Source organism: Bradyrhizobium barranii subsp. barranii (genome assembly GCF_017565645.3).
Classification (GTDB): domain Bacteria; phylum Pseudomonadota; class Alphaproteobacteria; order Rhizobiales; family Xanthobacteraceae; genus Bradyrhizobium; species Bradyrhizobium barranii.
Genome location: NZ_CP086136.1, coordinates 8920333 through 8941076, shown reverse-complemented (window position 1 = coordinate 8941076; position 20744 = coordinate 8920333). Strand labels below are relative to the sequence as shown.

12 protein-coding genes and 5 pseudogenes are annotated in these 20744 nt (G+C 60.9%); 12 read left to right on the top strand and 5 right to left on the bottom strand.

What is annotated here, in order from left to right; genetic code table 11:
- Positions 1-29: 29 nt before the first annotated feature.
- Together J4G43_RS43580 and J4G43_RS43575 are read left to right on the top strand one after the other, a co-directional pair.
- Positions 30-1049 (top strand): IS110 family RNA-guided transposase, encoded by a 1020-nt coding sequence (locus J4G43_RS43580; RefSeq protein ID WP_208085219.1) that lies wholly within the window; start codon positions 30-32, stop codon positions 1047-1049.
- A gap of 200 nt (positions 1050-1249) precedes the next feature.
- Positions 1250-2084 (top strand): annotated as a pseudogene (locus tag J4G43_RS43575) (IS3 family transposase); the annotation flags it as partial.
- Positions 2085-2342: 258 nt separating this feature from the next.
- Here the strand turns inward: J4G43_RS43575 and J4G43_RS43570 are convergent.
- Complete coding sequence (locus J4G43_RS43570; RefSeq protein WP_038945046.1) at positions 2343-3365, bottom strand: IS110 family RNA-guided transposase; 1023 nt, start codon at positions 3363-3365, stop codon at positions 2343-2345.
- 79 nt (positions 3366-3444) lie between these two features.
- Here J4G43_RS43570 and J4G43_RS43565 point away from each other — a divergent pair.
- From J4G43_RS43565 to J4G43_RS43535, 8 genes and pseudogenes are all read left to right on the top strand, one after another.
- Positions 3445-3714: pseudogene (locus tag J4G43_RS43565) on the top strand (integrase core domain-containing protein); the annotation flags it as partial.
- Positions 3715-3803: 89 nt separating this feature from the next.
- Positions 3804-4338 (top strand): annotated as a pseudogene (locus J4G43_RS43560) (IS110 family RNA-guided transposase); the annotation flags it as partial.
- A 187-nt stretch (positions 4339-4525) separates the two neighbouring features.
- Positions 4526-6066, top strand: a pseudogene (gene istA, locus J4G43_RS43555) (IS21-like element ISFK1 family transposase).
- 18 nt (positions 6067-6084) lie between these two features.
- Positions 6085-6846, top strand: a complete 762-nt coding sequence (gene istB / locus J4G43_RS43550) for an IS21-like element ISFK1 family helper ATPase IstB (protein ID WP_011090937.1) — start codon at positions 6085-6087, stop codon at positions 6844-6846.
- Between the two features lie 91 nt (positions 6847-6937).
- Positions 6938-7447 (top strand): annotated as a pseudogene (locus tag J4G43_RS43545) (IS110 family RNA-guided transposase); the annotation flags it as partial.
- A 938-nt stretch (positions 7448-8385) separates the two neighbouring features.
- Positions 8386-8547 carry a hypothetical protein gene (locus J4G43_RS43540; protein ID WP_208088598.1) on the top strand — a complete coding sequence of 54 codons (162 nt, stop codon included), beginning with the start codon at positions 8386-8388 and terminating at the stop codon, positions 8545-8547.
- A 182-nt stretch (positions 8548-8729) separates the two neighbouring features.
- Positions 8730-8948 (top strand): DUF7694 domain-containing protein, encoded by a 219-nt coding sequence (locus tag J4G43_RS56525; protein WP_071916442.1) that lies wholly within the window; start codon positions 8730-8732, stop codon positions 8946-8948.
- Positions 8949-9558: 610 nt separating this feature from the next.
- Positions 9559-10455, top strand: a complete 897-nt coding sequence (locus J4G43_RS43535) for a YopT-type cysteine protease domain-containing protein (RefSeq protein ID WP_011084854.1) — start codon at positions 9559-9561, stop codon at positions 10453-10455.
- Positions 10456-11695: 1240 nt separating this feature from the next.
- Here the strand turns inward: J4G43_RS43535 and groL are convergent.
- Both groL and J4G43_RS43525 read right to left on the bottom strand, forming a co-directional pair.
- Entirely contained in the window at positions 11696-13336 is a 1641-nt protein-coding gene (groL, locus tag J4G43_RS43530) for a chaperonin GroEL (protein WP_208088597.1), read from the bottom strand.
- A gap of 82 nt (positions 13337-13418) precedes the next feature.
- The gene (locus J4G43_RS43525) at positions 13419-13733 is read right to left on the bottom strand and encodes a co-chaperone GroES (RefSeq protein ID WP_011084856.1); all 315 of its coding nucleotides are present in this window, start codon (positions 13731-13733) and stop codon (positions 13419-13421) included.
- Positions 13734-14682: 949 nt separating this feature from the next.
- Here J4G43_RS43525 and J4G43_RS43520 point away from each other — a divergent pair.
- Complete coding sequence (locus J4G43_RS43520) at positions 14683-15330, top strand: FkbM family methyltransferase (RefSeq protein WP_028144322.1); 648 nt, start codon at positions 14683-14685, stop codon at positions 15328-15330.
- Positions 15331-16168: 838 nt separating this feature from the next.
- Entirely contained in the window at positions 16169-17512 is a 1344-nt protein-coding gene (locus J4G43_RS43515; RefSeq protein WP_208084232.1) for an IS1380-like element ISBdi2 family transposase, read from the top strand.
- 336 nt (positions 17513-17848) lie between these two features.
- Here the strand turns inward: J4G43_RS43515 and istB (J4G43_RS43510) are convergent, their stop codons facing one another.
- The gene (gene istB, locus J4G43_RS43510; protein WP_038952109.1) at positions 17849-18616 is read right to left on the bottom strand and encodes an IS21-like element IS1631 family helper ATPase IstB; all 768 of its coding nucleotides are present in this window, start codon (positions 18614-18616) and stop codon (positions 17849-17851) included.
- 4 nt (positions 18617-18620) lie between these two features.
- Complete coding sequence (gene istA / locus J4G43_RS43505; RefSeq protein WP_100214066.1) at positions 18621-20378, bottom strand: IS21-like element IS1631 family transposase; 1758 nt, start codon at positions 20376-20378, stop codon at positions 18621-18623.
- Between the last annotated feature and the right edge of the window lie 366 nt (positions 20379-20744).

Below are 20744 nucleotides of genomic sequence, written 5' to 3'. Positions count from 1 at the left end.
GGACCTACTCCATCCGAAGGAGAAAAGTCATGATCTACGTCGGCCTCGATGTTTCGCTGAATTCCGTTGCGGTATGTGCGGTGGACGAGACCGGAAAGCTTATCCGGGAGGGAACCACCTTGGCGGACGCGCCATCGATTGTGCAGTACCTCGAACCATGGGCTGGTCAAGTTGAACGGGTGGGCCTTGAGGCAGGACCGACGTCAGAATGGCTGACCGCAAATCTAATCGAACTGGGGCTGCCGGCCGTCAGTTTGGAAGCCCGCCAGGTTAAGGCGGCACTTTCGGCCATGCCGGTGAAGACCGATCGGAATGACGCCCGTGGGATCGCGCAGGTGGTGAGAACGGGATGGTTCAAGCCTGTTCACGTCAAGAGCATCGGCAGCCAAAGGGCGCGGACGCTGGCCGCGGCTCGCAAGCATATCATCCGCTCCATCGCTGCCGCAGAGCAGGTCATCCGCGGACTTCTGCGTCCGCTCGGTCTCAAAGTCGGAGTCGTCTCGCGGACTCTGTTCGCGACGCGAGTTCGTGAGTTGGTGGGCGATGACGCCTTGCTGGAGGCGATCATGAATCCGCTGCTTGCCGGACGCGAAGCGCTGATGCGGGAGTACGCCCGACTGCATCGTCTGGTTCTGAAGGTCGTGCGCAGTGACCCGGCTTGTCGGCTCTTGATGACGATGCCGGGGATCGGCCCGGTCTCTGCGTTGACCTTCCGCTCCACTGTGGACGATCCTAGGCGATTCCTGCATTCCCAATCCGTCGGGGCCTATCTCGGGTTAACGCCCCGGCGATACCAATCTGGCGAGGTTGATCGGGTGGGACGGATCACAAAAGTCGGAGATGGAGAGACGCGCACAGCCCTGTTCGAAGCTGCCAACGTTGTTCTCAGGCCATCAACCCGATGGTCTCCGATGAAGGCTTGGGCGGTGCGTGTTGCCCACCGGCAAGGAAGCAAGCGTGCGAAGGTCGCGCTGGCCAGAAAGATGGCGGTCGTCCTTCACCGAATGTGGGTTGATGGAACCGAATTCCGATGGACGGCGGTGGCGTAAGGACGCCATCGCCATCCCAAGAGACGCCCGTCGCGGGGCGTGGGGATGGTCGAGTTCGTATGATCTGTCGTGGCGTCCGCCCTCCAGGCGGCTGACTACGCCGAAGAGCTTGAACCGACCATTCAACCGAATCCCATCGTGTGGCGGCTTTGCCGACCACGAACAGAAGCAAGGTACCCGCGGCACGCGCTCTTAAGGGATTGACAGAAGCAGACCGAATACAGAAGCAGATCATCGGGATTTTGAAGGAGCACGAAGCTGGCGTGTCGGTTGCCGATCTGTGCCGGAAGCACGGCGTCAGCGATGCCAGCATCTACAAATGGAAAGCCAAGTTTGGCGGGATGGAGGTCTCGGAGGCCAAGCGGCTGAGGACGCTGGAGGATGAGAACACGCGGCTGAAGCGGCTTTTGGCCGATCGTGGACGCCCACGGGATGAGCGAACGGCGGGCGTGTAAAGCCATCGGCTGTTGCCGCATGACCATCAGATATCGGACGACCCGGGCGGACGACGCGGCCCTACGCCAACGCATGAGAGCGATTGCCGAGGTGCGCCGTCGCTTCGGCTATCGGCGCCTGCATGTTCTGCTCAGGCGGGAGGGCTATCTGGTCAACCACAAGAAACTGTTCCGGCTCTACCGGGAAGAGAGGCTCGCGGTCCGTCGCCGTGGTGGCCGCAAGCGGGCGCTCGGGACCAGGGCGCCGATGGTGGTGCCGATAGCGCCGAATGACCGCTGGTCGCTCGACTTCGTCTCGGACCAGCTCACCGATGGTCGCCGCTTCCGTATCCTCACCGTGGTCGACGACTGCACGCGCGAATGCCTGGCGTTGGTGGCCGACACCTCGCTGTCGGGCTCCCGGGTGGCGCGGGAGCTGGACCGGCTGATGATTGAGCGCGGCAAGCCCAAAATGGTGGTCAGCGACAACGGCATCGAATTGACCAGCAACGCCATCCTGACATGGGCCGACCAGAGCCGTGTCGACTGGCATTACATCGCGCCCCGCAAGCCGACGCAGAATGCCTTCATCGAAAGCTTCATGTATAGACGGCCCCGCGGATGCAAGGGATTTCAGCAGCACTTTGGATTCCGGTCCGGTGCGTTCATGTATCCGGCCTGTTAGTGCGACCGATGCCATGGCCGCTGGCCCTGATGGAGATCGCGGATCGAGGCCTCATCAACGGGTCGCGCTTGTTGCGCTTAAAGCTCTTCGGGCTTGCTCGATCCCCAGCTCCGCCGGTGTCCATCATGCTGTCATTTGCCCTCACACCATAAGGTGGCCAACATACGCGGAAAGTCAGGCCGCGAGCTTAGGCCGATAGAATTCCCCGGTCGTCATCATCGCCCAGACGATCCGGGCCAACTTGTTGGCAACGGCGATGGCGACGACCATCGGCCGACGCCGTTCAAGCAGGGCTTCGATCCAGCCGCCTCCAACCCGGGAGCGAGCCTTTGGGTACCGAACGACGTTACGTGCCCCGATGACAAGCAAGTGCCTGAGATAGGAATCGCCCTGTTTCGTAATCCGGCCGAGCCGATCCTTCCCGCCGGTGGAATTCTGCTTAGGCGTCAGGCCAAGCCAGGCCGCGAACTCCCGCCCGGAGCGGAACATTGTTGCGTCCGGTACGGTCGCGGCGAGAGCCGTGGCCGTTATGGGACCGATCCCCGGAATTGTGGACAGCAACTTCGCCATCGGATTTACTCGCTGGATCTGAGCTATCTCGCGCTCGATGGCCTCGACCTGCCGGTCCAATTCCTTCAGTTGGTTCACAAGGACGGCTAGTGCGATGCGGGCGTGGGCCGGTAGCGTCAGTTCCTCGTCATCCAACAAGTCCACCAGACCATCCACCCGTTGCCGGCCTTGCCCGACAATGATTCCGAACTCAGCAAAGTGAGCCCGAATCGCGCAGGCTGTCATGGTTCGTTGGCGGACCAACAAGCCTCTTGCACGATGAAGCATCAAGAAGCCCTGGTTCTCAACGCTCTTGATTGGAACGAACCGCATATTGGGACGGGTGACCGCTTCGCAGATCGCGGCCGCGTCAGCGGCGTCATTCTTGGCTCCTCTTCGTAGGTAGGGTTTAACATAGGCTGGCGGGATCAATCTCACATCGTGTCCAAACTGCCGAATCTCCCGCGCCCAGTGGTGAGCAGTCGCACAGGCCTCAATGCCGACTAGGCAAGGTGCGAGCGAGGAGAAGAACGACACGATCTCGCCTCGCCGGAGGCGTTGGCGACCGGCCACTTGGCCTTGGCCATCAACTGCATGGATGTGAAATACGTGCTTCGAAATATCCAACCCAATTGTCGCGATTTCCATGGTGAATTGCTCCTGTTAGCGGGTTCGTCCATCGCCAGTATATCGCCGGCGCCGAGGGAGCGGGGCCGTCTTCCCCATCAATGGCCGTCTCCGAGACGAATTGTTGAACGAGACGCTGTTAACGTCGCTGGCCCAGGCCCGCGTCGAACTCGGACATTGGCGGGCCGACTACAACGATACGCGACCTCACTCGCAACTCGGATGGAAAACACCATCGGAGTTTGCCTTCACCTGCAACCCGCGACGGGATCTGGCGCTGCGCTATGCCGATGGCTCCGCGCCAGCTCCCGCCGCTGCCACCGCCCAACCGAGCAAATCCAACAGCCGGGGCGAACTCAGGACCGGATAAAACTTGATGTGGTGGAACGGCCCGCTCCAACAGCATCAAAGTGCTAGAACGTGGTCGTTGTTCGAACGCCACAAAGGAGGGACCGTTCCGTGAAACAGGTTATCACCATCGGGCTGGATCTGGCCAAGCACGTTTTCCAGGTTCACGGGGCGGATGCCGAGGGCTCACCCGTGTTCAACCGGAAGCTACGGCGCAGCGAAGTTCTGCGTTTCTTTGAGAAGCTGCCAGCATGCCTGGTGGGGATGGAAGCATGCGGTAGCGCCCACTATTGGGCGCGCGAGATCGCAGCTCTCGGTCATGAGGTCCGGCTCATTCCGCCGGCTTATGTCAAACCCTTCGTCAAGCGTGGCAAGACGGATGCGGCGGACGCTGAGGCCATCAGCGAAGCGGTGACCCGAAAGACCATGCGCTTCGTGCCGATTAAGACGGCTGAGCAACAGGCTGCCGCGATGGTGCTGAAGACCCCGCGCTCTTCTAGTGCGGCAGCGAACGCAATCAGTCAACGCGTTGCGCGCGCATCTGGCAGAATTGGGGATCATCGCCACCGCCGGCCTGGCAAAGGTTGAGGCGCTGGTCGCAATCATACGGGATGAGACAGATGCACGCCTGCCCGCAGCAGCGCGCTTCGCGCTGATGGCTGCGCGTTTCGCGGGATCGTGAGCGCGGATTTCAGGGGATCGTGAGCAGAGATTTCAGACGATCGTGAGCAACGATTTCGCGGGATCGTGAGCAAGGCTTTCGGAGCCTTGCAGCGCTTCGGCCGACAACTCAACCGGCTTAGGGATGACCTCGTGGTTAACGAGGAAGTCCAATGCCTACCCAGAGATTGTCGATGCGCCGGATCAAGGAAGTCCTTCGGTTAAAACATTTTCAAGGCCTGCCAGAGCGGGCCATCGCGCGGAGCGTGGGCGTCAGCAACGGCGTTGTGCACAGCTACCTGAGCCGCGCCCGCTCTGCTGGGTTGAGCTGGCCGCTTCCGGAGGGAATGACCGATGAAGACCTGGAGCTTTTGCTTTTCCCGGCCCCACGACCAGCGTCTCAGAGCCCGCAGCGGCCGGTGCCCGACTGGAGCTACATCGATAAAGAGCTCCGCCGGCGCAACGTAACCCGTCGCCTGCTCTGGGAGGAGTATCGCGCCGTTAATCCCGACGGTTTCGGGTACACGTGGTTCTGCACTACCTACGAGGCCTGGAAGGGGCGGGTCCGACCTTCGATGCGGCAGATTCATCTGGGCGGCGAGAAGGTGTTCGTGGATTTCGCCGGCGACACCATCGACATCGTCGATCCCCTGACCGGGGAAGTGCAGCCGATGAAGCTGTTCGTCGCGGCGATGGGCGCTTCGAACTACACCTACGCCGAGGCCTGCCCCAGCGAGAGCTTGGCCGACTGGATCCGGGCCCACGTCAACTTGTTCACGTTTTTGAGCGGAACGCCGACGTTCGTGGTCTGCGACAACCTCAAAGCCGCCGTCAGCAACCCCGACCGCTACGATCCCGGCCTCAATCGCACTTATGCCGAGATGGCGAGCCATTACGGCACGGCCATTCTCGCCGCACGGCCGCGGCGCCCAAAAGACAAGGCGAAGGTCGAGGTCGCGGTGCAAATCGCCCAGCGCTGGATTCTGGCCCGGCTGCGCAATCAGCGCTTCTTTTCCCGGGCCGAGCTCAACGCCGCCATCAAGACACTCGTCGACGAACTCAATGCTCGTCAAATGCGTGGCTTCGGCTCAAGCCGCGCCGAACTGTTTGCCGAACTCGACAAACCCAAGCTAACCCCGCTGCCAGATCAGCCTTATGCCTTCGCACGCTGGAAGCGCTGCCGCCTCGCTCCCGATTATCATGTCGAGGTCGACGGCCATTGGTACTCCGCGCCGTATCGTCTGATTGGCGAGCTGGTCGATGCCCGTATCGACGATCGGACGGTCGAGATCTTCCACAAGGGCCAGCGGATCGCCAGCCATGCCCGCGCGCCCAACCGACGCGGACACACCACCATCGCCGACCACATGCCGAGCGCCCATCGCCGCTACGGCAAATGGACCCCCGCCGCGGTGATCGCCGCCGGCGAGCGGATCGGTCCTTCGACAGCAGCGTTTTTCCAGGCCGTGATCGACGCCCGGCCCCATCCAGAACAAGGCTTTCGAACCTGCCTTGGCATTCTGGCGCTCGTCAAAAGCTACGGCGCCGAACGCCTCGACGCAGCCTGCCGGAGGGCATCCTCATCAAGGCGCGCTCCGTCGCCTCGATTAGATCGATCCTCCAGAACGGCCTCGATCGCACGTTCTTCGACGAATCTTTCGAGCACCAGCCCCTGCGCCCCGGCAACATCCGCGGACGCGACTACTTCCACTGAAGCAAGGAGAGACCCGGCATGCTTAACCACCCAACCCACGAACGGCTGATCGAGCTTGGCCTGACCGGAATGGCCAAGGCCTTCGAGGAGCAGCGCCGATCGCCCGATCTCGAAGCCCTGCCGTTCGAAGATCGCATCGGCCTGTTGGTCGACCGCGAAGCCGCCGAACGCGACACCAGGCGGCTCACCACGCGCCTCAAGATCGCCGCACTGCGCCAGACTGCTTGCGTCGAGGACGTCGATCTGCGCACCCCGCGGGGCATCGACCGCGCCGTTTTCGCCAAACTCGTCGAAGGTCGCTGGATCGATCGCCACGAGAATTTGCTCGTCACCGGGGCAACCGGCCTGGGCAAAAGTTGGTTAGCCTGCGCGCTCGGCCACAAGGCCTGCCGCGACAACCGATCAGTCCTCTATCATCGCGTTCCAAGGCTGTTCGAGGCGCTCGCGCTCGCGCGCGGAGACGGACGTTACGCTCGGCTCCTCAAAAGCCTCGGCCGCGCTCAGCTTCTGATTTTGGATGATTGGGGACTATCGGTGCTCACCGCCGCGGAACGCCGCGATCTGCTCGAAATCCTCGAGGACCGCCATGGCCGCGCATCCACCATCGTCACAAGTCAGCTCCCCGTGGACACCTGGCATGGAGCCATTGGGGACCCCACGGTCGCCGACGCCATTCTCGATCGCCTCGTCCACAACGCCCACCGCCTCCAGCTCACCGGAGAAAGCATGCGAAAACGCAGCGCCAAAACCATCACCCTTGACGGCCAACCAGAACACTGACTCTATCTCCCATCGGCCGTAGCGGGCTGCTCACGATCGTCTGAATTCAGTGCTCACGATCGCGCGAAATCGATGCTCACGATCCGTGAAATCCGCACTGATGGCTATTGCCGACGAGATTGAAGCTTCAGCCGACCAGATCGAGAGGCTCGAGCGCGCAATCGTCGCGGAGGCCAAGCACGACGAGGACATGCGTCGGTTGACCACGATCCCTGGCGTCGGCGCCATTACGGCGGCGACCATCAAAGCGCTTGTGCCGGATCCCGGCGGGTTCAAGTCGGCTCGCCACTTTGCCGCCTGGCTGGGATTGACGCCGCGGCCTCATTCAAGCGGAGGCAAAGAGCGGTTGGGACGAATATCGAAGATGGGAAATCCAGAACTCCGCTCTCTCCTCGTTGTCGGGGCAACGGCCGTCTTGCGGCTTGTCCGAAACGACGTTCGGGCGCGGCCGTGGCTGAAGGCGCTTCTCGCCAGACGCCCCTTCAAGGTTGCCGCCGTCGCGCAGGCCAATAAGACGGCGCGGATCATCTGGGCGCTCCTGAACAAGGGCGAAATTTATCGGCGTCCCGACCCATTGGCGATTGCCGCGGTGACGCAGTGACCGCCAAAACGATCTGACCGGCGCAGGCCGGCAGAGGGCGAGGTGCAACAACAGGCGATGAACCCATGGGACGAAATCCCGAAACGAGTGAAGCTACTGCCCCCAATGCGCTCAAGCGCGTAAACTTGATTTAGCTCCTCGTTCCGCGGATCTCATCGAGGCCAGCGGCCATATTGTGCCGCGCGCAAAGGCCGGACATATGACCGCACCGTTCCAATGTGTGAAATCGACTGAAAAAGCTCTTGCCTCGCGGGCCGTTCCACATATGGGGGCAAGGTCACGTAGCGAACGCGTTAAGGGCCGCATCTTAGTGAGGCCTATAAATCGAGCGATATTTGCAGTGGCAGCCAATGAGATCGGTTAATCATTGTTCCTGACCGTTAGCTGACGATCGAGGTCGCAGCGGTCCGCTGGATGTGCCAGCTAAGAAGTGCATTCCAGACGTCTGCGGCTATGTACGAGCCGATTTGGACGCCATAAAACTGAATGGTTTTCACATAATTGACGCATTAGGACTGTTCAGCCTTTGCGAGAAGGCCGCAAGGGATCAAGTACACTCCCGCAGAAGCAGCAATGTCGCCCGGAGCTATCTGGTGCGGCAACTGCGAGCATCATGAAGTCTGGATTCCGCCGCCAATAGGAGAGCATGGCATGATGAGGGACAATTCATTGAAGACGAGATGAGGCCTCAAGAGCCGCCGACTTCGCATGCTCAAGCGTGATGTGCGCTCTGCCGGCGATGAGCAGTGAATGCCTGGCACCGATCAAGACTGCTTCGCCGCGGAGAGGCTCAATGGCGGACTTACATAAGTAGCGGGAAGATTCGATCGGCGGGTCGCCTAACTCAACGTACAGATCGTGCCACCGCCCGTCCTCAGGCAACCGGCGGCACCGAGCGCAATTCGAGCACCAGAGGCATAACTAGAGGAGCGTGAGTGATGATAGACGTCTACCGCTTTTGCGGATGGTGCGTTGTAGAGTGGTTCAGGAAAGCTGGGCCGAGAATCGCGGAGGTTGACTTGTTGCGCGACAACGTCATCTACGTAGAGTTCAGGGCTATCCGAGAGGCAAAGGAGCGGGCGTGCGAGCGCAGGTGGTAGACAAGCTGGAGGCGGGCCGGGTGCAGCATGGCCGGTTCGCGACTGCTCCGGGATCAGGCCCTTGCGGTCTCTTCTTTGTGCAGGGGCCTTGCGGGTGTGAACTAAAGATAAGTGCATTTGTCCGTCCTGGGTGGGAGCATGTCGCTGTTTCGACACCGCGGCGTTGTCCAAACTGGGAGGAGATGTGCTTTGTCAAAGACATGTTCTGGGATGAAGAAGAGTGCGTCATGCAACTGCATCCGCCACATTCGCGTTATGTGAATAACAGCCGATATTGCCTTCATTTGTGGAGACCCATTTATCGAGACATTCCGATGCCGTCTCCGAGCTTCGTAGGCGTCGTTGGATTGAGTCCCTCAGATGCGGCAACGTTGTTCGCGCGGATGAGCGCGACAGCATGACGGACTGAGTTTACAATATCCGAGCACAAGGTGAGGCCGAGCGGGTGCACAAGCACCGGTTCGGCGTCCCGATGAGATGTCACAAGCGGGTGTATGTCAGGCTCGCTCGGCCGTTGCGGCGTGCAAGGCGGGCTGAGATGAAATGCCGCTGTCAAACAGGAGCAGCCTCAGAGCGAACAACAGCATCTCGCTCGCTGATAGCCGATCACGGGGCGAACTGGGGACGCGAATTGCGCGCTCTTTGGAGGCGAAGTTTTGGGCGCCGGGCGGCGCGGCACGATGAGGGTGAGATCGATCTCAAGCCCACGACCGAGCCTGGTTTGGTGAAGGCATCGTCTAACGCAGCCATCATCCTGACTGAAGCTGAAATTACACGAGCGCGACCTCTTTCACTGTGCAAGAGTCACTAGCTGGTCGGCCACTGCCTCACACCTGCAGCAGCGCCCGGAAGCAGGGACTGTCGCACAGCCAATTTGCCATGACGGCGATAGCTTCCCTAAGCTTGTGTGGTGGCCAGCTCCTCGTCAGTTTGCCGCGATATCGGTCGCAGGCAAGATGTGAGCAGCGCGCCCTCTGAGGAGACGCACGCGGAAGAAGCCGGTGAACCAGCATGTATAATCGAGTCGATGGCGAATACGCACATACTGAGCAAGCTGAGGAATCGAGTTGGCCCGCAGACGGTAGCGAATGTGCCCAAACACTCACCGAAATCGCGCGGCTGGAGAGCCTGGCGCCCGGCGAATTGTTCGATAGAATGGGGCTCTGCTTCAGCAAGCCGCATACCTCAGATGCAATCGATGATAGTTCAAACACCTCGGGCCTCAGCACATCCTCTCTGTCCTCCAGCTCCGAGTTATCCGTTGCCACTAGCCCTGTCCGTCCTCTGTTCGATTACAGGACGGCGGAATTGCCCCAAGCCAATGTCAGTGGAATCTGTGTTGGATTGGCCGCGGAGTGGCTCCTTGATCTCCCAAGCAGCGCTTCCTCCCGAATGGGGGTTCTGCTCCCGGGCACGGAAAATCACCGCTCGGCGGCAAGACGGCAGGAACAGTCTGAAAAGCTTAAGACTCAATTGAAAGAGGATAAGGCGGAAGGGTCTCACAATTTCCAGGCAAAAAGCACAATCTTGCGTGACGCCGGCCTAGAACCATCTGCTGAAGAGACGCGATATAGGTTTGGTACATCTTCGTGCATCGACAAGATCGTAAACGAGCTTGCGCAGGATCCATCCGTCCATTTGGTCAGCTTGAAATTCGTCCAACCTGGCGCCGGCACCCACACGATTGCAACGGCAACGTCGAATGGAACGACGATCCTCTCTGATCCTAACTATGGCGAATTTACTGTTCCGTCAGATCGGGTCGGAGGGTTGTTTAAGAGTCTTGCCGAGCGCTATAGCACCCTGAACAAACGTGATATTTCGGCGGTCGTCACACAAAGGATCAGGTATGGGCATCCCAATGCAACGGACCTTGCCCTATTCCCGCGCGCGGAACCTCATCGGTAGACACGAGGCAGCCGCATCGCCCGCCTTGTTTCACCCGCCGCGGTTTCTGTGGATGTTCAATCGATGCTCTCGATGGAAGTTCTCTGGAAGTAGTGCAGAGAGGGGAATGTTTAGCGACATAGGTTCGCCGGTCACTGAGGTTTGTGAGCCCCGCGCCATCGCGTGTCAGAGCAATCGCCTGCGCTTCCTCTCAGGCCGGACCGGCGGCCCGTTAGGCTAACCTCCTCGTAGGGTTGCGTTACCCGACGCCCAATCGCGCTCAGGGGGCCGGTCGGCAACCAAGCATCCACAGAGTCGGCACTAGCTGGAGCCGATCTGCTTCGGAATCACCGCCAGCCGCTTTTATAGTGAGCTCACCAACCAAATAGCTGCTGCCGGGGGCATCGGCTTGCCGTCGCACCGGCGCCTCAAAGCCAGTCATCGCTCGCCACGAGCTCCGCGACAATCCGCCTTCTCTCGTCGCTGGACTTGATTGACGGCTTCGGTGAGGACCTCATCCGCGATCTGACTCAGTGATATTGCAGCGCTGTGTTGTTCCAAGCTTCTCAATGGAATTGTGCGCCGAGCTGGAGCACTCTTTCACGGATTAAAGTGCCGAATAGTGCGAGTGACATCGCGAAGTTTGGACGAGGAGTTCCTGCGCGGAGCGCTCGCATGGGGGGTATTTAGCTAATTCGGATGACCGGCGCCCGGTAGCGTGGATCCGATTACGCGGGAAGCAGCGGGGGCGCTGGTCGGGTGGATGGATCAGACGCTGTCTCTGCCGCGCATGCGCGACTGGTTGAAGTTAGCAGGAGCGTGACTCGGCGCCGAAATCCCCACGCATACTCGGGGCGAGCGCTGTCCCTACCACGCGCCGCTAACTTCAAGAGTCATTGTACACCGAATAGCTGTCCAAAAGCTGACGAACCCGACGGCATGCATCCGGCGAAAGCGCCTGCGCGGGTTCATGCCCTGCTGCCTAGCACCCAGCCATCTGCCTAGTGGACGACCAACGTAAAATATCGTCAGCATAGACACATTCCATCCCCTCAGCGCGTCGTGCCGGACGCGGTCCTGTCGCCGCCAAGGAACGGTCACAAGCAAGTTGAGCCGGGGCCTGCCGCCGCGCACATGGATAGGCCGATAGGCCCATGGGCTGTATTCTTCGTCGACTGGCAGGCTACAGACCGCTCGCTGCAAAAAAAACCTGACATTATCGCCAGGGTTTTGCATGCCATCGAGAATTTAAGGAGGCCGATCAGAAGTCCATACCGCCCATGCCGGGGGCCGCAGGCATTGCTGGACCAGCCGTAGCCTTCTTCGGCAGCTCGGCAACCATCGCTTCCGTCGTGATCAGCAGCCCGGCCACCGAAGAGGCGTTCTGGACCGCGATGCGCACGACCTTGGCCGGGTCAATGATACCCTTGGAAACGAGGTTGCTGTACTCGCCTGTCTGGGCGTCGAAACCAAAAGAGTACTGCTCGTTGTTGAGGACCTTGCCGACCACGATCGAACCGTCCTCGCCGGCGTTGATCGCGATCTGGCGGGCCGGCCAGGACAGCGCCTTACGCACAATCTCGACGCCGGTCTTCTGGTCGTCGTTCTCGGTGCGCAGACCCTTGAGCTGCTCGGAAGCACGGAGCAGGGCGACGCCGCCGCCCGGGACGATGCCTTCCTCGACCGCCGCGCGGGTCGCATGCATCGCGTCATCAACGCGATCCTTGCGCTCCTTCACCTCGACCTCGGTCGCGCCGCCGACGCGGATCACCGCGACGCCGCCAGCGAGCTTGGCGAGACGCTCCTGGAGCTTCTCACGGTCGTAGTCCGAGGTGGTCTTCTCGATCTGCGCCTTGATCTGGGCCACGCGCGCCTCGATGTCGGCCTTCTTGCCGGCGCCGTTGACGATCGTGGTGTTCTCCTTGTCGATCATCACCTTCTTGGCGCGGCCGAGCATGTTGAGCGTGACGTTCTCGAGCTTGATGCCGAGATCTTCCGAGATCGCCTGGCCGCCGGTCAGGATCGCGATGTCCTGCAGCATGGCCTTGCGGCGATCGCCGAAGCCCGGAGCCTTGACGGCCGCGACCTTCAGACCACCGCGCAGACGGTTCACGACCAGGGTCGCAAGCGCTTCGCCTTCGACGTCCTCGGCGACGATGACCAGCGGCTTGCCGGTCTGCACCACGGCCTCGAGCAGCGGCAGCAGCTCGTTCAGCGAGGAGAGCTTCTTCTCGTTGATGAGGATGTAGGCGTCGTCCATCTCAACGCGCATCTTGTCGGCGTTGGTGACGAAGTAGGGCGAGATGTAGCCGCGGTCGAACTGCATGCCCTCGACGACGTCAAGCTCGGTCTCGAGCGACTTGGCTTCCTCGACGGTGATGACACCCTCGTTGCCGACCTTCTTCACCGCGTCGGCGAGGAACTTGCCGATCTCCTGGTCGCCGTTTGCCGAAATTGCGCCGACCTGGGCGATCTCGTCGTTCGAGGTGACCTTCTTGGAGTTCTTCTGAAGGTCCGCAACCACAGCCTCGACCGCAAGGTCGATACCGCGCTTGAGGTCCATCGGGTTCATGCCGGCGGCAACCGACTTGGCGCCTTCTCGCACAATCGCAGCGGCCAGGACGGTCGCGGTGGTGGTACCGTCGCCAGCAGCATCCGCAGCCTTCGAAGCGACCTCACGCACCATCTGGGCACCCATGTTCTCGAACTTGTCGTCGAGCTCGATCTCCTTGGCGACGGCAACGCCGTCCTTGGTAATTCGAGGTGCGCCGAACGACTTGTCGAGCACGACGTTGCGGCCTTTCGGACCGAGCGTGACCTGCACGGCGTTGGCGAGAATGTCGACACCGCGCAGCATACGGTCCCGCGCGTTTACTCCGAACTTCACTTCTTTGGCTGACATAGAAAATTCCTTCAGTCCCTATTAAGTCATCCTTTGGCGCGCCCGATGGGCTCTCCTCAGGAGGGGTGAGCTTTGCTGTGAATTAGGCGGCTTTCTTCTTGGAGAAGACATCGGTGAGAACACCCATCACGTCGCTCTCCTTCATAATCAACAGGTCTTGCCCATCGATCTTGACCTCGGTGCCGGACCACTTGCCAAACAGCACGCGATCACCGACTTCGATGTCGATCGGAATTAGCTTGCCGCTATCATCGTGGCCGCCCGGGCCAACTGCAATGACTTCGCCCTGCGATGGCTTTTCTTTGGCTGTGTCGGGGATGATGATGCCGCCGGCGGTCTTCTCTTCTGCGTCGATACGCTTGACCACGACGCGGTCGTGAAGCGGACGGAATTTCATAGAGGTCTCCTGAGCGTCTGAACAAGTTGGAGTTAAGCACAATGTGACAAGCAGCCCGTAGCAAGAGTCAGGCCAGAAATGCGCTAAGCGATCTGCCCTTCCAGTTCCGCTGAAGCATTCAGCGGCTGCGCGTGTGTTGTCCAGAAGCAAACGCGTAGAGGTGCACCAGCCCGCCCGCTGTCGTGAAAATGACATTGCGTTTCTTCGAATACTGCTTTGATCCCGGGAACACTTCAACGCTGCTCCGGGGGCCGTTGGACAGTTCGAAAGACTGCGCGTGTTGGCGGCGGTGCCGGCATTGCACGTGATCGCCTGACGGCACCATCTAGCAGCTGTGGCGGACAAAGCGTGCGGTCCACAAGCGGTGTCCAGCGGCGGCGCTCAAACCCTATTGAATTCACCCTGGTCATCGTGCCGGCAGCACTTGAAGAAATTTGCACGCGCCGCGAAAGCTTGATTGCGCCGGACATCGCGTACCGCTGTGCTTTCACGGTTGCGTTCCTCGCCTGCGTTTCCGAGGAAGAGAGTGCCGGGAGCTACTATCTGAGATGGCGGCCATGAGCCGAGAGCGCGCATTTTTGCGCAATTGTCATCGAGATGAGGGGCTGTTGCTATGCACGAGGGGCCACTCTGCTCGGCACGTGCCATAAATCATATCCGGCAGGTGGCGCTTGAACCAAGGCGTTCTTTCGGCTGGCAAAAAGCCAAGACGGCGATCTGACTCACTGAGGCCGCATTTTCCGGCGATAGGGTCGAGAATTGCATCGCGAGGTGCTCGATAGACTCCCTCCTTTTGATGTCGATGGCATCCAAACAGCTGTCGAGGATCGAAGGGATTGGCGGATTTAAGAGCAATATACCTTGATATACGTTGTGCAGCTGCTTCCGGCGTGTGATCGACTTCCAAGTCAAAATTCATCCGATCTCCGCGCACCATGGAAGAGCATCTGTGTCGTCCGTAGAAGTACATCAGCACATCGTCTCACTTCTGCAGAAGCCGAATCCGGTCATCCTGGATATTGGCTGCAATGATGGGACTGATACGCAAAAGTTCCTCGAGCTGTGCCCGCAACCCGAGCTTTACTGCTTTGAGCCGGACCCCCGAGCGATCGCGCGCTTCAAGAAGAAGCTCGGTCCATCCCTCAATAAGGTGAAGCTGCTAGAAATTGCCATCAGTGACCGAAACGGGACGATCGACTTCCATCCGAGTAATGCAGATGGGGATGCGAAAGATTGGGACCTGTCCGGTTCAATACGCCGCCCAAAGAATCATCTTACCGAGTATGATTGGGTCCGGTTTGATCGGCCTGTCTCGGTTGAAACACGGCGGCTTGACGACTGGTGCAGCGAAGCCAAATTGGACGGAGTCGATTTCATCTGGATGGACGTTCAGGGAGCCGAAGCCGACGTTATCGCCGGCGGTATGCGGACCTTGAGCAACACGCGCTTTATCTACACCGAATATAGTGATCGCGAGCTCTACGAAGGGCAGTTGAGCCTGCAAGCCATTCTTAGCTTATTGCCATCATTTGAAGTGGCGGCTCACTATCCGCGCGCAGTGGAAGGTGATGTATTGCTCAGGAATACGCGTGTCTAGCAGCTACTCATATCTAGCGTCTCATTCATGCCGCGCCTGATCAACGGACTCTGTGATGGCCGCACCCGCACAACGGTGATCGTCAAGGCGGGCGGCTATCGTTAGCCCGATTGGTGTGCGGTTTCGGGCCGGCGTGAGCGCCAGCCGGTCCGTAGGGTGCGGCCAGCGCCATGGCAGTCAGCGGGTCCATCCGATCCTGAGGAGCTAAGGCCGTGGCGCCGTGGCGCTGCCGTGGCGATCGGACAGCCGATGTAGCAGCAAGGCGTTCGCACATTCATGACGCCGCTTCGTCGGTTCCGCTCTACCGGCAGTCGCCAGGATCTACTGCCGATCACGCCAATCCATCGCGCGGCCTCGTCGGCGCGCCCCAAACCGGGTCTAGCCCGTCTTATTCGCGAGAGGGCGCCTGAGAGGCTGGCGAGCGTGGTGTAAAGCGCTGATGCGGCGTAGGATTCGGTTGCGAAGCCACCCCATCACCTTCAACCGCGAACGCCACGCCCGCCATGACCGATGATACGATTTCAGACCACTATCGAGAAGCAAGAATTCAACACAAATAAAACCTCTGCCTCGCGCTCGATCTCTTCATGCTTGATAGTCTCGTTTCGGAGGCTGATCACCTACCGCGTCTAATAGGCCGCTCGCGCCGGTTTCTTTGGACGCGGCACGACCGCGACTCCACGTTTCGGCACAGAAATGATCGGGAGTCACTCAATCTTTCTTCAACTTAACCCGTCTTATTCGTAAGAGTGCGCCTGAGGGGTAAAGCGCTGATGCGGCGTAGGATTCGGTTGCGAAGCCAACCCCATCACCTCCAACCGCGAACGCCACGCCCGCCATGACCGACGATACGATTCCGCCCTTCTCGTTTCCAGCCGTTCACGCCAAGAAAGTCACAGCTGCCTTCGATGGTGGGCGCCTAACCTCGAACGGGGGCGTGATGCTTCTGGCGATGGCCGAGCGGCGTCTCGGTTTGGCCAACAATCTGGCCCGGGTGTTCCCGGATCGGCGCGATCCGACGCGGGTCGTGCACAGCCTGGTCGATATGCTCCGCGCTCGCATGTTCGCGATCTGCTGCGGCTACGAGGACGCCGACGACCTCGATCATCTGAGGTCCGATCCGGCATTCAAACTGGCCTGCGGACGGCTGCCGGACACGGGCCGGGATTTGTGTTCCCAGCCGACGCTGTCGCGGCTGGAGAATGCTCCGCGCCTGCGCGACGTGATCCGGCTGACCTACATTTTGGTCGACGCATGGATGGATAGCTACCCGCGCGAGCCGGCATCCGTCACGCTCGACATCGATGATACCTGCGACGTCGTCCACGGCCATCAGCAGCTCTCGCTGTTCAACGCTCATTATGACGAACGCTGCTTCCTGCCGATCCACGTCTACGACACGGAGAAGAGCCGGCCCGTGGCCGTCGTGCTGCGGCCCGGCAAGACGCCGGGCGGCGTCGAGGTGCGTGCCCATCTGCGCCGCCTGGTACGGCATATCCGGACGCGATGGCACAACACGCAAATTACGTTCCGTGGCGACGGGCACTATGCCCGGCCGGAGGCCATGGCGTGGTGCGAGACCAACGGCATCGACTACATCTTCGGTCTGTCCGGCACCAAGCCTCTCGCCAGAAAAGTCGACGAGGTCGCCGACGACATCCGCACGCGACGCGCCATCGAGAACCTGCCGGTTCTGCGTGGCTATACCGAGACGCGCCACAAGGCAAAGTCCTGGGATCGCGAACGGCGCACTGTCGCCCGTATTGAGGCGACGATGCTCGGCCTCGACATCCGCTTCGTCGTCACCAGCCTCGATGTCGGCTCGGCCGAGTGGATCTACGACAGCCTGTATTGCGCGCGCGGCCAAGCCGAGAATCTGATCAAGCTGCATAAGACGCAGCTCGCCTCCGATCGCACCAGCTGCCGTTCGGCGCTCGCCAACCAGGTCCGTCTCGTGCTCCATACGGCCGCTTATTGGCTGATGCTGACCGTGCGCGACGCCATTCCCAAAGCCCGGGAATTGGCCGCTGCCGAGTTCGCGACGCTGCGTCTTCGGCTCTTGAAAATCGCCGCCCGTGTCGTCGAGACCACGAGCCGCATTCGCCTTGCGTTTGCCGCGGCATGTCCCGAAGCCGACCTGATCTGCGGCTTGCCCGGCGCGCTGCTGCCGCTCGGTCCTTGACCGGCGGGGCGTCCGCCCCCGTTCGCCCAACCCATCCCTCAAGCGCGTTGCAAAGTACCGGTCGTCAGGCGGCGAAAAGCCGAAGGCAATCCTGTGCGCCTCGTCAGACAAGATGTGCGGCCGCATCAATCGGGCCCAAAAGCCGCACTCTCACGAATAGGACGGGCTAGCTTGCTAATGTCACTCCATCCCAACGGCAGAGGGCTGGCTGTATTGGAGGGCTGACATGGGTCTCTTCAGCCGGAAGATGGCCGGTTAGGCCCCCGCGGGTCACTTCAAATTCCTCCGGGTGTGGTCAGTCAAATTCCTCCACCCGCGAGGCAGGACAAGGGACTGTTAGTTTGAGTTTGTTTCCCGGGCAAGAGCTTCAGCGGCTTCTTTGAGCCGATAGCTGCGTCCGTCGAACTCAAGCAGATGGCAATGATGCATAAGGCGATCGAGGATCGTCGTGCTCATAGTGTTGTCCCCAAGGTATGCCCCCCAATCCTGCACGACGCGATTGGAGGTGACGATGACGCTGCGGCGCAGTTTGTAACGCTGATGGATCAGGGTCTGCAGCAAAGTGCCGGCGTCGTCGGGGATGGCGCGTGCGAGGAATAGATCGTCCAGCACGAGGAGATCGCAGTCGATGATGGTTCGCAGCCGGACCTCGCGTTGTGCCGGAGAGTTCAGGGCGTAGCGGTGGAAGAAGTCGTCGGTCTCAAGATACTGGACCTTGTGGCTTTGCAGGATCGCCTGATAGGCAATCGCCTTGGCGATGTGCGACTTCCCGGTGCCAGGTTTGCCAACAAGCAGAGCGTTCTCGCCAGCGGCAATGAACGCCAGGGTGTGGAGCTGGAAGCAGGTCTGACGTGGCAGTTTGGGATTGAAGGACCAGTCGAACTCGGCGAGCGTCAGCTTTTCGTCGAGCCCGGATTGCTGGTATCGCCGCTCGATAAGACGGGACTGACGACGGTCCAGTTCATCCTGCAGGATAAGGGAGAAGGTCTCGAGGAAGGGCTGGTTGGCGCCCTGCGCCTGGAGCACGCGCGTCTGCAGCGTGTCGCGGACACCCGACAGGCGCAGCTGTCGTAGGCAACGCTCAATTTCCGGCATGGTCATCATGTGGCTAGGTCTCCAGTTTAAGGTGAGAAGGTGCAGCGGGAGCGCTCGTGGCGCCGGAGTTGGCCGGGGTTGCGCAGGCGACACGAGCGCGGATTGCCGTGGCGTGATCGTCGTGAGCCTCGGCCTGCCGACCATTGTCGTCGGCGTCGCGCCGCACAGCGCGGCTGAAGAGGTCGCCGTATTCCGCGGGGGTACGGATCAGCGGATGATCCTGGGTGAGCGGCGATGCCGGCTGTGGCGTCACTCCAACCTGCTCGATCGCCTGTTCGAACAACCGCTCGACGGTCGCACGCACGTGCTTGTAGCGGTAGATGCGGTTGTCGATGGCGTGCGCGCAGGCCTGCTCGACCAGCCGCGCCGGATACTTCCGGCCCAGCCCGACAATGCCCCACATCGCGCGCTGTCCGGGGCGCCCTTCGGTGTCGAACACCTGCTGGCACAAGGCCCTGGTCTGCGGTCCGATGCGCTCGGCGCTCGCCAGCAGCACGGCGGTTTGCCGCGACGGGTTGAACGGCCGTTCGCTGGTCGGCAGGACGACAGAACCGGGGTGCGCCATCCGGGAATGAACACGCAGCAGCGCACGGGTGTGGCGATCACGGATCTCGATCGTGGTGGTGTAGATGCGCACGACGACCTGGCTGCCGATCGGCGCGGGCCGCGCGGCGTAATAGCTGTTGTCGACGCGTACGGTGGTGTCGTCGCAGACAGTCCGGACGACTTCGGTGAAGATGCGGAAGGGAGCGACAGGCAGCGGCCGCAGGTGCGGCTTCTCTTCCTGGAACATCGCCTCGACCTGACGGCGCGTGCTGCCGTGGATGCGTTTGGAAGCCCAGTTCTCCTCCCAGTGCCTCAAGAACTCGTTTTGCGCCTCCAGCGTCTCGAAGCGCCGTCCGGCCAGCGCAGTGCCCTGGGTATGTTGAATCGCATTCTCGACGCATCCTTTCCGATTTGGATCGGCCACGCGCGCGGGATCGGCGACCACGGCGTAATGAGCCAGCATCGCGCTGTAAATCGGGTTGAGCTGGGGCTCGTACAAATCCGGCTTGAGGACGCCTTCCTTCAGGTTGTCGAGCACGACATAGCTGGGGACCCCGCCAAAATACCGGAACGCCTCTTCGTGGAGCTGCGCCCAGACTTGTTGGCTGGACTTCCAGACTACCCGCCGGAAGCTGCGCCGCGAGTAGCGTAGCGTCATCACGAACAGGCGGGGACGACGGTACCGCCCGCTCTTCGGATCAACCGTCGGCGCGCCCTCGCCATAGTCGACCTGAGCTTCCTCGCCGGGGAGGAACTCAAGACGATCAAACTGCTCAGGATCAGCGTGCCGCAACCGGCGCACAAACCGCTTGACACTCTGGTAGCTGGACGGAAAGCCAAATTGATCAACCAGGTCCTGGTAAATCGCCTGCGCGTTCCGCTTCAGCCGGACCTGTTCTTCGATCCACGTCCGATGCGCTTCGCAAGCCGAACGGGCCAGGCTGCTGGTGACCGTCGCTTCCGATGTCCCAAAAGCCGGTGGTCGGGGTGGAGGAATTTGGCCGTCCGCGCTCACCGAGCCGGTGGTCACTTCCCCGGGGGAATTTGCCTCCGCACCGGCCCGCAGCGCCTGATAACGCCGGATCGTCTTGCGATCGACACCCGTCAGCCGGTGAATCTCGCGCTGGCTGGTGTTGCGATCAAGTAATGTAAGTACGGTGCTTTGCAGATGTCGCTTCAAGACGTTCAACTCCCCGGCCCCTTGCTGGCTAAAGGGGTCGAACATAAACGTCCTGCCTGACCGGCTACTGCTGTTCAGCGGCGCTGACGGCGATCATCAGGTGGGGGAGTTTCAAGTGACCATACCCGGGGGATTTTGACCGACCCACGGGGGTTAGGCGATGCGCGATCTCATGCGGCCGCAGCGTCTCTTCCGCGCCGTCGATGCCGATCCGCCAGCAGCGGCCAAGAGCCAGATTGATCCATCATTCCGATGGAGGTGCACGGTACGCTTCACATCAATGTCGTACTGCCCTTGCCAGTGTCGGCGTGCCGCATCGATAAGCGGCAAGGTTGAGTGCCAGGATATTGCGCCGTGCAGTGCTGCACCGTGCGCCCAGGCGGCACAGCCCGCGAGAGTCGAGCCCCGTCG

What these genes read in the sequence shown, in the direction of transcription:
- J4G43_RS43570 (WP_038945046.1), bottom strand. Translation starts at nt 3,365, where the DNA reads ATGGAAATCGCGACAATTGGGTTGGATATTTCGAAGCACGTATTTCAC.
- istA (WP_100214066.1), bottom strand. Translation starts at nt 20,378, where the DNA reads ATGTTCGACCCCTTTAGCCAGCAAGGGGCCGGGGAGTTGAACGTCTTG.
- J4G43_RS43540 (WP_208088598.1), top strand. Translation starts at nt 8,386, where the DNA reads ATGATAGACGTCTACCGCTTTTGCGGATGGTGCGTTGTAGAGTGGTTC.
- J4G43_RS43525 (WP_011084856.1), bottom strand. Translation starts at nt 13,733, where the DNA reads ATGAAATTCCGTCCGCTTCACGACCGCGTCGTGGTCAAGCGTATCGAC.
- groL (WP_208088597.1), bottom strand. Translation starts at nt 13,336, where the DNA reads ATGTCAGCCAAAGAAGTGAAGTTCGGAGTAAACGCGCGGGACCGTATG.
- J4G43_RS43515 (WP_208084232.1), top strand. Translation starts at nt 16,169, where the DNA reads ATGACCGACGATACGATTCCGCCCTTCTCGTTTCCAGCCGTTCACGCC.
- istB (WP_038952109.1), bottom strand. Translation starts at nt 18,616, where the DNA reads ATGATGACCATGCCGGAAATTGAGCGTTGCCTACGACAGCTGCGCCTG.
- J4G43_RS56525 (WP_071916442.1), top strand. Translation starts at nt 8,730, where the DNA reads ATGTGCTTTGTCAAAGACATGTTCTGGGATGAAGAAGAGTGCGTCATG.
- J4G43_RS43580 (WP_208085219.1), top strand. Translation starts at nt 30, where the DNA reads ATGATCTACGTCGGCCTCGATGTTTCGCTGAATTCCGTTGCGGTATGT.
- J4G43_RS43535 (WP_011084854.1), top strand. Translation starts at nt 9,559, where the DNA reads ATGTATAATCGAGTCGATGGCGAATACGCACATACTGAGCAAGCTGAG.
- istB (WP_011090937.1), top strand. Translation starts at nt 6,085, where the DNA reads ATGCTTAACCACCCAACCCACGAACGGCTGATCGAGCTTGGCCTGACC.